We start from the raw sequence: 13364 nt of genomic DNA on the forward strand, positions 1-13364 counted from the left end.
TGCGGAGGGATGGAAGCCAGCGCGGTGGGCTGATTGACCCGTCGGCCACCGTCGCTGACCGGAGAAGTAGTGGTTCCGGTGGTGCTCAGATACGGAAGCGACGCGGCCCCGCCAGGCGGCGAACCACGCGGAAGGCGACCGCGAACACCTCGTACGCGCCGACCGCCGTAATGGCCGCGAGCAGCCAACTGCCGCCCAGCACCCGCACGTTGTGAGCACAGCAGCCGCCGGTCACGACTGCGGCGAGGAGGACGAGGCCGGCGGCGATCTGCCGTCGGCCGGTGACCGGTGCGGTGTGCCGCCGTACGACCTCCAGGTCCTCGGCGCAGGCCGCCCGCGTGACGCTGCCGGGTACATGCACGACCACGCGGCGGGCGGTGTTGCGGTCGATACGGGCGACGGTGCCGAGGACCATGTCGGTGCGGTCACGGACGACGTCGCCTACGGCGAGACGCATCGGGTCTCCCTTCTCGGGTTGGGTGCCGGTCAGGGTGGGGGCGCGTAGGCCGTGCCCCGATTTCCTCGTTCGGGAGGACCACCCGTCGGACGAGTGGCCATGACCTCCGACCCGCCGCCACCTGCACGGCAACGGGAGCCGGAGATCAAAAACACTCGTTCGTGTCAGTCACGCTGTGCAGTTCTCAAGGTCCGGATGCTTCCGCCGTACTCGCCCCGGGAGTCCTGGGGCTTTCCTGCGGGCAGAGGTGATTCCCCAACTCCTCAAGAGGTGAAGTCCTCAAGTCCTCTTTAGGAGTTGCTAGGGACTATGACGCTTGACTCCTTCGGTCGTCAAGTCCTCTTGAGGAGTCGTATGCTGAGCTGCGTCGCACGACTGGGACGGTGAGCACGCATGGCGAAGGTCTACGAGAAGATCGCGGACGAACTCCGCACCGAGATCCGCGCAGGTCAGCCCGGTCCCGGAGAACGACTCCCCTCGGAGTCCGACCTCTCCCGCCGCTTCGGCTACAGCGTCCCGACCATCCGCGAAGCCCTCCGCGTCCTCCAGGCCGAGGGCCTCATCGTCAAGCAGCACGGCCGCGGCAACTTCGTCCGCGAACCGCGCGTCCTCGTCCAGCGGTCCAACGCCCGCCACCAGTGGGAGAAGGACCGAGCCCGCAAGCCCCAGGAGAAGCGCGAGAAGACCGGCGCGACGGAACACGACACCGGGCTCACCATCAACGACCTGGTGTTCCACGCCGCCTACCGCGAGATCGAGGCACCGAAGAACATCGCCGAGGCCCTGGGAGTCGACGAGGGCACCCCCCTCGTCGAACGCACCTACCGCACCCGCTACAGCGCCGAACGCAACCCCTTCAACCTCGTCACCTCGTACCTCGTCCGCGCCCACGTCGCGGGCAATTCGGACCTCCTGGACGACACCAACGAGCCCTGGCCCGGCGGCACTTGGAACCAACTCCTCACCGTCGGCATCGAGATCGACCGCGTCGAGGAGCGCGTCACGGCCCGCCCGCCTACCGCCGAGGAAGCCGAGGAACTGGGCCTACCGCCCGGCACCGCCGTCCTCGTCCTCCGCAAGACCTCCTACGACACCGAGGGCCGGGTGGTGGAGATGTCCGACGTCACCCTCCCCGGCGACCGCACCGAAATGCTCTTCACGACCCACTTGGAAAGGTGGTGAGCCGTGAGGCGGCGCATCATCATCGTCACGGCCGTCCACGGACCCTCCGCGCACTTCCTCGCCGACGCCTACAAGTCGCTGTGCGAACAGGAGTTGCCGGACGGTTGGGAGTGGCACTGGCTCATCCAGGAGGACGGCGCCGGCGACCAGGTCTCTCCCCATGTACCGGACGACCCGCGGGTCAGCTTCCGGCAGGGTCGGCGCGGCGGCCCCGGCGTCGCCCGCACCATTGCACTCGCCCACGCCGACGGTGACTACATCAAGATCCTCGACGCCGACGACCAGCTCACCCCGGGCGCCCTCGCCCGCGACCTGGCCGCCCTCGAAGCCGACCCCACCCTCGGCTGGGCCACCTCCCGCGTCCTCGACCTCCTCCCCGACGGCACCACCGCCGGCTTCCCCGGCGACCCCGAACCCGGCCCAATCGAGCGCCAAGCCGTCGTCGACCACTGGACCACCCACGACTACCGCGCCCAGGTCCACCCCGCCACCCTCTTCGTCCGCCGCGACCTCCTCCTCGCCGTCGGCGGGTGGATGGCCCTCCCCGCCTCCGAGGACACCGGCCTCCTCCTCGCCCTCAACGCCGTCGCCCGCGGCTGGTTCACCGCCGAGGTAGGCCTCCTCTACCGCAAGTGGGAAGGGCAGATGACGAGTCAGGCGGCGCATGTGGACACGGCGGAACGGGATGCGCGGATGGCAGTGGTGGAGGCACGGGCGCGGGCGTTGGAGGGGATGGGGTGGCGATATCCGGCGTGAGACTTGGTGAATCTTCCTGGCCTGACCAGCCGTGGCAAACACTCGCCTGGCCAGCGCTTCAGGCACAGCACCTCCGACCTCTCCATCGATCGGCCAGGCATCAAACTGTCACGCTGTACGTGACATCGGTACTGTCTCGGCGAAGGTCCGCGACCAGTTATGGGACGCGGTCAGCGCCTCTGCGGAGGAAGGAGTAGCCGTGCTGGTCCACCCCGCCGACAACGAGCAGGGCTTCGAACTGAGAACAGCCGGCCAACACCGCCGCAAACCAATCGACTTCGACGGCCTGACCCTGATCGCATACACAGGAGACGCCGAACCCGACGGCGGTAAAGACATCGCAAACCCGCCCTAACACTGCAGGTCACGAAGGGTGGTCCCCGCGCAGGCGGGGGTGAGCCGGCGTCGTTCTGCTTCATCAGCTCCTCGAAGTGGTGGTCCCCGCGCAGGCGGGGGTGAGCCGCCGTCGAGCAGCTGCTGGGCGGTCGGTGCGATGTGGTCCCCGCGCAGGCGGGGGTGAGCCGTGGTGGCGGTCTGCCTTACACTCGACAGCGTTGTGGTCCCCGCGCAGGCGGGGGTGAGCCGTACTTGTGCAGCATCGCGGACGACGTGAAAGAGTGGTCCCCGCGCAGGCGGGGGTGAGCCGTCGAGTGCGGCTTGGGCGAGTTCCTTGATCTGGTGGTCCCCGCGCAGGCGGGGGTGAGCCGCAGCGTCGGTCTACTCGGGATGGCCCTGGGGCGTGGTCCCCGCGCAGGCGGGGGTGAGCCCTCGCGAACCGTGCCGGGAGCACCCGCACGGACGTGGTCCCCGCGCAGGCGGGGGTGAGCCGACGGTCGCCGGACAGGCCTCCGGCACGCTGGGGTGGTCCCCGCGCAGGCGGGGGTGAGCCGCTACCTTCAAATACTGGACGGCAATTCATGAAGTGGTCCCCGCGCAGGCGGGGGTGAGCCGAATTCACCGAGGTCACGGACCTTGCGGTTGGAGTGGTCCCCGCGCAGGCGGGGGTGAGCCGACTGACAACGAAACACAATCGAAACCGAGAACGTGGTCCCCGCGCAGGCGGGGGTGAGCCGTCGGACAGACGGATAACGGGAAGGGTGTGACAGTGGTCCCCGCGCAGGCGGGGGTGAGCCGCGTGATCATACGGTCTGCCGCTTCGCGAACTTGTGGTCCCCGCGCAGGCGGGGGTGAGCCGCCGCGCAGCGCGGCGGCCGCCCAGGTGCGGGCGTGGTCCCCGCGCAGGCGGGGGTGAGCCGCGTGACAACGCCGAGCGCGCCGAGCTGGCCCGGTGGTCCCCGCGCAGGCGGGGGTGAGCCGCGCTGGCACCCGGGCAAGCTGTTCCTCCCCGGGTGGTCCCCGCGCAGGCGGGGGTGAGCCGCCCGAACCTTCAACACCAGGGAGACGACATGAGTGGTCCCCGCGCAGGCGGGGGTGAGCCGGCGGCACCTGCACCTGCGAATTGATCGCGGAAGTGGTCCCCGCGCAGGCGGGGGTGAGCCGTCCTCCCGGACCCACATCGCACGGCGGTGGTCGTGGTCCCCGCGCAGGCGGGGGTGAGCCGAACGCGGCCCCGGGTACGGCTCGAACACGTCGTGGTCCCCGCGCAGGCGGGGGTGAGCCGGAGACCCTCGACCGGGCCCAGACCAGCCGGGAGTGGTCCCCGCGCAGGCGGGGGTGAGCCGCCGTTGGTCGCGGCGCGCTCCTGTCGGTCCTGGTGGTCCCCGCGCAGGCGGGGGTGAGCCGACCGCGAACAACGCGCTGTCCGGAGACCAGGTGTGGTCCCCGCGCAGGCGGGGGTGAGCCGATCCGTCAGGGCGTCGACCACGTCGTGGCGTAGTGGTCCCCGCGCAGGTGGGGGTGAGCCAGGGCCCGGCAGGTGGAGAGGGCGGGGTGGTGGTGTCCGGATGGCTGAGCAGTGTTCTCAGCCAGGAGACACAGACCTGCACGCCCAGACCTTCCGGGTCCAGCGACCGTTTTCTCTACTTCCGGGGACCGTTGTCAGTGGTGCCTGCTATCTCTGTTCATGCGGCGGTCTGCTGCCGCTGGGGAGATGGAGTGCCACATGGCGTTATCAGCTGTAGACGTCCGCTTATGGGGGAAGAGCCGAGGTCTGACGCGTCCATATCCGCTTGTGTGTCACCTGCTGGACACGGCCGTCGTCGCCGGGGCCCTCTGGGATGTGACGCTGACTGATGGCACGCGAGAGCGGTTGGCGCGGCAGTCCGGTGCCTCGGTGGATGTGTGCCGTCAGTGGCTGTGTCTGTGGGCGGGATTGCATGACCTGGGGAAGATCAGTCCGCCGTTCCAGGCGATGGTGCCCGACGCCTACAAGTCGGTGACGCAGGACGGGAGATACAGCCACACTCCCGGTGCGGAAACCGAACGGCTACGACATGACGTCGCCGGACACTGGGCCATGACGCAACTCCTCGCAGACTGGGGATATCCCCAGGCGCGAACCCCTTCGCGTTCACCGCACCACCAGATCGCACAGCTTCTCGGCGGTCACCACGGTCGATTCCACCGAGCACTCGAACCGAAGCATCTGCGCAACCTGGAAGGCCACTTGCCGGGACTCGGGGGCACCGAGTGGGCGGCACAGCGACGGACCCACGCCGATGCTGTCGCGCGGATGGTGGGAAGCGGAGCGCCGATACCGTCGCTGCAGGCGCCTCTGCCCGCAGATGTGGCCGTGCAGTTCCTGGGGCTGATCGTCGTGGCCGACTGGCTGGCGAGCCAGGAGCAGGTCATCGAGCGGAGACTGCCGCCAGCAGGCTGGCAGGCAGGTGAGGCGGAGTTGCAGCAGCACTGGCGTGTCGCGGAGTCGCAGGCACGGCGCATTGTGGCGGACGCCCGACTCGGGGCTGCGCGGTTTCCCGGCCGGGACTTCGGCGAGCAGTTCCCCTTCGCCCCCAACGAACTCCAGGCTGATCTCGCGGAGAAACTCCCCGAGTTGGCGGCCGACGGTGCGGGGCTGCTGCTGGTCACCGCGCCTACCGGAGACGGCAAGACGGAGGCCGCGCTGCACGCGGCGTCGGTGATGGCCGCGTCCTCCGGGGCGAGCGGGTTGTACTTCGCACTGCCGACGATGGCCACCGCCGACGCCATGTTCGGGCGTGTGGCGGAGTTCGCCCAGGGCAACGTGACGGGCGATCGGGCGATGACGCTCCTGCACAGCATGGCCTGGCTGAGCGACGCCTACGCCGGCGGGACGACTACTGTTCCGGCGGAGGCCACCGGGGGTGTGGGCGCCACCGTCTCGGACGGGGCTTCAGGGATGGAAGCAGGTCACTGGCTGCGAGGGGCGAAGCGCGGGCTGCTGGCCCCGCTGGGCGCGGGCACGATCGACCAGGCATTGATGGGCGTGCTGCCGGTGCGCTACAACGCGCTGCGGTTGTCGGGCCTGTCGAACAAGGTATTCGTCGTCGACGAGGCTCACGCGTACGGGCCATGGATGCACAGCCTGCTGGTCCGGCTGCTGGAGTGGCTGGGCGCAATGGGGACGCCGGTGGTGCTCTTGTCCGCAACCCTGGCCGGGCGGACAGCCACATCCCTCGTGGAGGCCTACCGCCGTGGCTGCGGCTTCAGCGATCCGATCAGCGTGGAGCCCGTGTATCCCGGCTGGCTCTACGTCGACGCCGGCACCGGCAGCGTCTCGCCGCCGCGGCCGGTGGTCAGCAGCAGGCCCCGCACGATCCGACTCGACCTCGAACCGGTCTCGTGGGACACCGACACCAGTCCGGCGAGCGTCGACTCCGTACGGCCGGGAACCCGCAGCGCTGCACTGCTCGAACACCTGCGGCCAGTCATCGACGAAGGTGGCTGTGCCCTCGTCTGCTGTACGACGGTCGCGGAGGCGCAGCGCACCTTTCGGCTGCTGCAAAGGTGCCACCCGGAACTCGCGGCGGAGCCGGAAGGCCTGATGCTGCTGCACTCTCGTTACCCGGCCAAGCGCCGAAGGGAGATCACCGAGGCGTGTGAGAGCGCCTTCGGAAAGCCGGGCAGTGGTGACAGAGCAGGACAGCGTCCGCACCGGTCGGTACTCGTGGCGACTCAGGTCGTGGAGCAGTCACTCGACCTGGACTTCGACGTGGTGATCAGTGACCTCGCTCCTCTGGCGCAGTTGCTGCAACGGGCGGGGCGATGTATGCGCCACGACCGTTCCGGCCGCCCGGGCTGGATCGGTGACGCACCGCGTCTGGTCGTTCTGGAACCGGTCTCCGGCGATCGGGTCACTGTGCCGGCGACTTGGGGCACCGTCTACGACACCGCTCTGCTGCAACGGACGTCCCTGTTGCTGCACGACTTGCAGCAACAGGGCATCTCGGTGCCGGGAGATGTGCAGCACCTGGTCGACGCCGTCTACTCGGAGGACTTCGCGGATCGCCTGTCGGATGCAGCCGCTGCCGAGTTGCGTAGGGCCGATGCGCAACGGGAGGCGACGGCGCTGGCAGAAGAGCAACTGGCGATGATGACAGCGGTCCCCGGACCGACCGGCCTGCTGAACCTGGCGAGACTGAGCGACGACGGCTTGGGCCTGCTGGACGAGGCGCTGCTGACCACCCGACTCGGCGCGGACTCCGAGCGTGCGGTGTGCTTGTACCGCCAGTCGGACGGGGCGCTGGCTCTCGATCCGGATGGGCGGATTCCCGTTCCCACGGTGGGGCAGAGCCGGACAGCACTGGATGACGTACGACACATCATGCGGCAGGCGGTTCCCGTTCCCGGTCGGTGGCTGGCCCAAGCCGGCGCCGAGCAGGAGCCGCCTCCTGACTGGTCCGCCCACCACGTGCTCGCTGACCTTGTGGTCCTGCGCATGACTCCGACGCCACTGGAGCTGCTGGACGGAGATCCTCAAGGCGACAGTTGGTCGTGCCGCGTGGGGGACCACACCCTGGCCATGACCGACATCGGCCTCCGCCGCATTTGAAAGCTCCTACCAGGAGCACATTCAGCCTGCCCGACCATCCTGCTTCGGAGGCGTTATGCCCGTTGCCGATCCTTACGACCTGTGGGAAAAGCCAGCCGTGCCCGTGAGATGGGCTGAACACGCCGATCCCGACAAGCGACCGGAGGCCGTGGGTTTTCGAGAACTACTCACGCGTGCACACGAGATCAGTGCCCTGGCGGTGCCGCTCCCGCCCGCCCTCTCAGGCCTTTACCGCATCCTCTACGCCCTGACGGCGAGAGTCACCGGACTGGACTCGCCACAGGGCTGGCATGACCGGCGCGAACGGATCGCTGACGAGGGCCACTTCGACTCGGAGGGCGTCAACGCATACATCGCCAGGTACCTCGACCGGCTGCGTCTCTACGACCCGCGGCATCCCTTCCTACAAGATCCCCGGCTGGCCACCGAGTGTGAAAAGCCGGCTGGGGTGAACAAGCTGGCGATCACCCGCGCTTCGGGCTCCAACCAGGCCTGGTTCCAGCACACCTTCGACTCTCGGCCTGCTCCGCTGTCCTCCCTTGAGGCGCTTCTGCATCTGCTCGTGTGGCGCTACTACGGGCCGGCCGGTCGGTGTGCCACGCGCACGCACCAGCAGACCAAGGAGGCCAACTCCAAGGCCGGCCCCTTGCGTAGCGCCCTCTCCTACCACCCTGTCGGCGCCACGCTGTTCGAGACGCTGCTGGCAGGGGTGCCAGAGCCCGATCCTCACAGCTCGCCGGAGTCCGACCTCTGCCCCTGGGAACGTGAAGAGCTACCGAACCCACTGGACATCAAGGGCGAGGTGGCAGGGCCTCTCTCCGGCCTGACCGCCCGCTCGCAACACGCCGTGCTTCTCGTCCCCGACGCCTCCGGTCAGCACGTCGAAAACAGCTACATCACTTGGGCGTTCCGCGACGGGATCCCACGCAACGACGATTTCCTGATCTGGCAGACCAGCCAGGCGGGCAATCCCTACGCCCGTTATGCGGACGCACAGCGGGCGTTGTGGCGGGACCTGGACGCACTGCTCCTGCAGGACGTTCCAGGGACGGATGCGCGTAGGCCGCGCATCTTCGCCAGTGCTGTGGAACTGGGCTTCGATCTACGCGTGCAGGCCCTCGGGATCGAACAGGATGGCCAGGCGAAAGACACGCAGTTGGTGTCGGCGTCGACTCCACCGATTCTTTCTCTCGCGGAAGAACGCGATCCGCAGACCGCCCGCATGGTGGGACTCCTCCGGATCAGTGGAGAAACCGCGGGGGCCCGACTGGATAGGGCCGCGAAGCGGGCCTGGGCTGTCTTCAGTAATGCCCGAAAGGCGAAGGACTGTGCGTGGTCGCAGGAGGCCGCGGCCCGGTACTGGCCTGCCGCCGAGAGCGAATTCTGGGAGCGGCTGGAAGAGCGCCGCTTCGAAGGCGCAGGCCAGTCCTTCCGCCAGATCGCCGAAGGCATCTACAACCAGGTCACCCGGAACGCCACCCGCATGATGCGAGGCGCAAAGGCCGTGGAATCCGTACGCATCGAGCTTTACGGAGGCCGGCCCAAGAAAACAAAACCGAAGGACCGAAAGAGCCTTCCCTCCACCGGCGCCGAACAGAAGGGCCAAGCATGACCACTGCCAGCACCACAACACCGCCCGCAGAGGCGCCCAAAGCACCCTCGCCGTGGCTGGCTCACGCCCGAGTGTTCGTCGCCCATATCGAGAAGATCTGCGTTGCGGATACGGGTGCCAGGGCGGCTCTGCGCAGCGGCTTGGGTAAGCGTTTGGACGAGGTACCGCGTATGCACCGCATCGTCGCCCCTCTACTGCCGCAGGCAGCTCAGGACGAACACACTCAGCGTGCCTTCTACACCGTGGCCGCGCTGATCGCAGCGCAGAAGTCGGAGGCCCTCCGGGCGTCGCGCTTCGCATCCTCCACCGAGGCCGAAGCCGGCCGAGAGGGTGATCAGGCCGCCGTCGGCATCTCTCCCTACGGCGTCTCCCTGGGCAGCACGTTCGCGGCGGCTGTCGCCCTGGGCCATGGAGGGCTGCGGGAGAGCGCGGCCGAGACCAGGCTGAACCTGCTCACGAGGCAGAGCCCAGCGGGACTGCACCGTCATCTTCCGTCCTCAGTACGGCAGTTGTGCGACAAGAGGACACCACCGGACTGGGCCCAACTCCTCGTCCACCTACGGGCATGGCCGACCCACCGAAGGAGCATCGGGCGTCGCTGGCTGCAGGACTTCTACCGCGCCCGCCACAAGGCAGTACTCGACGCAGCGCTTGAAGCCGACGACGCCACGCTCCCCGAAGACTCCCAACTCTGACTTCCGAACAACGGGCCACCGCCCCGCCGCACTGCCGACCCACGATCCAAGGGACCACCATCATGACCGCTCATCTGCCCGTTCCCACTCCGGGCCGGTTCATCTGCGCCCACATCGTGCAGAGCATCCCCTATGCCAACCTCAACCGGGACGACACCAACTCCGTCAAGACCGTGCAGTACGGCGACCGGGAGCGCACCCGCGTCAGCAGCCAGTGCTGGAAGCGAGCAGTGCGCAACTACTTCCAGCGGGCAATCGGCGAACAGGCCCTGCGCACCCGTCGCATCGGTGAGGCGGTCGAGAAGCACCTCCGCGAAGAACGCCAGTGGCCGGCCGACCTCGCGCGCCGAGCGGGGCAGCACATCACGGCGGGCAGCAGCATCACGGCCGACCCGCCCTCCGACGATGCGCCGGCCTGGACGACCAACGCCGCGGTGTACGTCCCCACGACGGCGGTCACCGAACTCGCCGATATCGCCGAAGCCCACCGAGTACAGCTCGAAGCAGCGAAGGATATGAAGAAGGGCGTGAAGAGCGTCCTGCCCGCGGCAGGCATCGAGGGTGTTCTTCGCTCCCGCAACGGCGTCATCAACCTCTTCGGCCGGATGCTCGCCGAAGTCGACAAGGCAGGCGTCGACGGCGCCGTCCAGGTCGCCCACGCCCTGACCACGCACGGCACCGACGTCGAACTCGACTACTTCGCAGCCGTCGACGACATCACCGACGCCTGGAAGGACACAACCGGCAGTGCCCACATGGGCAGCAGCGAATTCAGCGCCGGGGTCTTCTACCGCTACGCCACGATCGATCTGGCGGACCTGCTGCGCAACATCGGTCCCGACCTGACCACAGCCCGCCAGTTGACAACAGCGTTCCTTGAGGCCTTCGTACTGTCCCTGCCCGAGGCCAAGAAGACCGCCACCGCTCCGCACACCATCCCCGACCTCGTGCACCTCACCGTCCGCCAAGACCGTCCGGTGTCCTATGCGGCCGCGTTCGAGCAGCCCGTGACCGCCGACCGCACCGGCGGTTTCTCCGCGCCGTCACGCGCCGCGCTCGACCACTACGCACAGGCCGCAGGCCGACTTCTCGGCGGCCGCGGACTGGTCACCGCAGGCTGGGCCGGCCTGGAGACCACGGATCTGGCCGGCCTGGGCCGACGGTCCGACTCCTTCGACGAACTCATCACGGCCTCGGTCGCCGCCGCGCTCGGAGAGGAAGCCGCAGCGTGAGCACGCCCCAAGACTCTGGGCAGGAACCAGTCGGGATCCTGCTGCACCTGGCCGGACCACTCCAGTCCTGGGGAACACACAGCGCATTCAACGAGCGTGACACTTCCCGGTTTCCGACCCGCTCGGGGATCATCGGCCTCCTCGCGGCCGGCATGGGGCGGCAACGCGGTGAGCCGATCAAGGATCTGGCCCGCCTCTCGTTGACCACCCGAACCGATCGCCCTGGTGTGCTGCTGCGCGACCTCCACACCGCAGGCGGCGGGCTGCCCACCAAGGCCACCGTCACCACTGCCGAAGGCAAGAAGAGGCCCCCGGGAAAGGGCACCCTGCTCTCTCACCGGGCCTACCTGGCGGACGCCGCCTTCACCGCCGTCCTCACCTGCGACGACGCGGAGTTGCTCCACCACTGTGCGCAGGCCCTGACCAGGCCGGTGTGGCCCCCGTACCTCGGCCGCAGAGCCTGCCCACCCGAAACCCCACTGCTGATCGGAGTGGTCACCAATCCGCTGCACCACCTGATCCGCATCCCGCTGGCCCGGAGCGCGCCCACCGACGCACGCGATGGGACCTCGCCCCGGGTGGAATTCCACAGCGACGCCCCCCTGCACCACCTGCCGCTCGCACCTGACGCCGCCGTACCCGATGGCCACCTGGACGGCAGCGCTCCCGTCGGAGAGGTGACCGACGACCCGGTCGATCTGTCTCCAAAGCGCCGGGTCTACCGCGCACGCCCCCTGTACCGCCGCACTCTGCGGCTGCCGGCGACACCGTACGGCGGTCTGGGTGCCGACTACCTGACCGCTCTGCAGGACTACCTGGAACCACTCACCAGCCGGGAGCAAGGAGACGCCGCATGACGCTCTGGCTCACCCGCATCCAGCCGGACCTTCGTTACCGCGACGCCCGCCGCGACCTGGCCAGCGCCGTGGGGATGCACCACCGCCTGATGATGCTGTTCCCCGACGGTCTGGGCCCCACCGCCCGGAACCAACTCGGTGTCATGTTCCGTGTCGAAGAAGGCACCGGCCCAGCCCGAAGCACCAGCATCCTCGTCCAGAGCCGCGGACGCCCAGACCTCGACCGTCTGCCCAGCGCCTACGGCACCGCGGTCACCAAGGACATCAGCACACTCCCTGATCTGCTCACCACCGGACTCACCGTTCGCTACCGCATCGACGCCAATCCCGTCCGAAAGCCCGGGCACACCACTCGCGCAGCGACGAAAGCCAAGTCCGTCATACCGCTGAGCGGGCCTGACGCGGACGACTGGTGGGTCCGTCAGGCCGAACAACGCTCGGGTCTGAAGCTCACCAGCAGCCACAGCACACCGCTGGCCACCAGCCACGGCGAACGAAGCCAGGACAAGAGGCACATCACCCTGGCCCGCACCCGCTTCGAAGGGACCGCTGTCGTCACCAACCCCCAACTCCTGCGTGAGCGCGTCCTCGAAGGCATCGGCCGAGGAAAGTCATACGGCTGCGGCCTCCTCAGCCTTGCCCCTCACCGGCAGGCACGGTAGCCGCATGTCCCGAACGAACACTGCACGGCGCAGACTCACAGCACCGACAGTCGCCATGCTTCCGCGCGTGGGCGACTCCCTGTCCTTCCTCTACCTCGACATCGTCCGCATCCATCAGGACGACACCGGTGTCTGCGCCCGCGTCACCACCGAGGAGCGGGGCACCGAACTCGTCTACCTGCCGACCGCAGCCCTCAGTTGCGTACTGCTCGGCCCAGGAACCAGCATCACTGCGCGGGCCCTCAGCACCCTGGCTCGGCACGGCACCACAGTGGTCATCGCAGGATCCGGCGGCGTCCGGACCTATGCCGGCATCACCCCCGATTCACTGAGCACCACCTGGCTCGAAAGCCAGGTCCGCGCCTGGGCGGACGACGGCCGGCGCCTCGCAGTCGCCACCCGCATGTACGAGCACCGCTTCGGCCGGGGCACCGCTCCGGCCGAAGCCGGCCTCGCCCAACTCCGCGGACTCGAAGGCCAACGCGTCAAGGCGATGTACAAACTCCTGGCCCAACAGCACCGCATCGGCCGCTTCAAACGGGCCTACGACCCCGACACGTGGGACACGCAGGACCCGGTCAACCTCGCCCTCTCCTCTGCCAACACGTGCCTGTACGGCATCGTCCACGCCGCTCTCCTCGCCATGGGCTGCTCGCCTGCCCTGGGCTTCGTCCACAGCGGCAACCAACAGGCCTTCGTCTACGACATCGCCGACCTGTACAAGGCCGAACTCACCATCCCGCTGGCGTTCTCACTCAACGACAGCCCCAACCCCGAGGCAGAAGCGCGCCGCCGCTTCCGGGACGGTCTCCGCCTCTTCAAGCTCATGCCGCGCATCGTCACCGACGTCCAACGCCTTCTGGTGCCCGAAACGGACGCCGAGGAGCCCGACCCCGAAGAGCAACTCGTCGACCTGTGGGACCCCGTCTCCGGGCCTCTCCCCGGAGGCGTCAACTACTCGGCAGAAGCCGAATGAACCAC

The 13364-nt window shown here is 68.5% G+C and carries 11 protein-coding genes and 1 CRISPR repeat array; of the genes, 10 read left to right on the forward strand and 1 reads right to left on the reverse strand.

Translation table 11 applies throughout. The features are described from left to right. Positions 1–85: 85 nt before the first annotated feature. Positions 86–457: a hypothetical protein gene (locus tag ACFVST_RS08500; RefSeq protein WP_390148165.1), complete on the reverse strand. Its 372-nt coding sequence runs from the start codon at positions 455–457 to the stop codon at positions 86–88. Between the two features lie 393 nt (positions 458–850). Here ACFVST_RS08500 and ACFVST_RS08505 point away from each other — a divergent pair, with 393 nt between their 5' ends. The 10 genes from ACFVST_RS08505 to cas1e all read left to right on the forward strand — a co-directional run bounded on the left by ACFVST_RS08505 (position 851) and on the right by cas1e (position 13359). Beyond that, entirely contained in the window at positions 851–1639 is a 789-nt protein-coding gene (locus ACFVST_RS08505; protein WP_390148167.1) for a GntR family transcriptional regulator, read from the forward strand. Positions 1640–1642: 3 nt separating this feature from the next. Continuing rightward, positions 1643–2395: a glycosyltransferase family 2 protein gene (locus ACFVST_RS08510; protein ID WP_390148169.1), complete on the forward strand. Its 753-nt coding sequence runs from the start codon at positions 1643–1645 to the stop codon at positions 2393–2395. Positions 2396–2426: 31 nt separating this feature from the next. After that, the gene (cas2e, locus tag ACFVST_RS08515) at positions 2427–2750 is read left to right on the forward strand and encodes a type I-E CRISPR-associated endoribonuclease Cas2e (protein ID WP_390148171.1); all 324 of its coding nucleotides are present in this window, start codon (positions 2427–2429) and stop codon (positions 2748–2750) included. 18 nt (positions 2751–2768) lie between these two features. Beyond that, a CRISPR array of direct repeats spans positions 2769–4260; the repeat unit is 29 nt; unit sequence GTGGTCCCCGCGCAGGCGGGGGTGAGCCG. 197 nt (positions 4261–4457) lie between these two features. After that, positions 4458–7325 carry a CRISPR-associated helicase Cas3' gene (gene cas3, locus ACFVST_RS08520; RefSeq protein ID WP_390148173.1) on the forward strand — a complete coding sequence of 956 codons (2868 nt, stop codon included), beginning with the start codon at positions 4458–4460 and terminating at the stop codon, positions 7323–7325. Positions 7326–7380: 55 nt separating this feature from the next. After that, complete coding sequence (casA, locus tag ACFVST_RS08525; protein ID WP_390148174.1) at positions 7381–8937, forward strand: type I-E CRISPR-associated protein Cse1/CasA; 1557 nt, start codon at positions 7381–7383, stop codon at positions 8935–8937. After that, a complete protein-coding gene (gene casB, locus ACFVST_RS08530; protein WP_390148176.1) occupies positions 8934–9632 on the forward strand; it encodes a type I-E CRISPR-associated protein Cse2/CasB in 699 nt (232 codons plus the stop codon). Before casA ends, casB begins: the two co-directional genes overlap by 4 nt. A 62-nt stretch (positions 9633–9694) precedes the next feature. Next, positions 9695–10864 (forward strand): type I-E CRISPR-associated protein Cas7/Cse4/CasC, encoded by a 1170-nt coding sequence (gene cas7e / locus ACFVST_RS08535; protein ID WP_390148178.1) that lies wholly within the window; start codon positions 9695–9697, stop codon positions 10862–10864. Beyond that, complete coding sequence (gene cas5e / locus ACFVST_RS08540; protein ID WP_390148179.1) at positions 10861–11721, forward strand: type I-E CRISPR-associated protein Cas5/CasD; 861 nt, start codon at positions 10861–10863, stop codon at positions 11719–11721. The genes cas7e and cas5e overlap by 4 nt, the downstream gene beginning before the upstream one ends. Continuing rightward, entirely contained in the window at positions 11718–12383 is a 666-nt protein-coding gene (gene cas6e / locus ACFVST_RS08545) for a type I-E CRISPR-associated protein Cas6/Cse3/CasE (RefSeq protein WP_390148181.1), read from the forward strand. Before cas5e ends, cas6e begins: the two co-directional genes overlap by 4 nt. Positions 12384–12387: 4 nt before the next feature. Then, positions 12388–13359, forward strand: coding sequence for a type I-E CRISPR-associated endonuclease Cas1e (gene cas1e / locus ACFVST_RS08550; protein WP_390148182.1), 972 nt, complete (start codon positions 12388–12390; stop codon positions 13357–13359). Positions 13360–13364: the final 5 nt, after the last annotated feature.

It is taken from the genome of Streptomyces sp. NPDC058045, from assembly GCF_042885635.1.
In the GTDB taxonomy this organism is placed as follows: Bacteria; Actinomycetota; Actinomycetes; order Streptomycetales; family Streptomycetaceae; genus Streptomyces.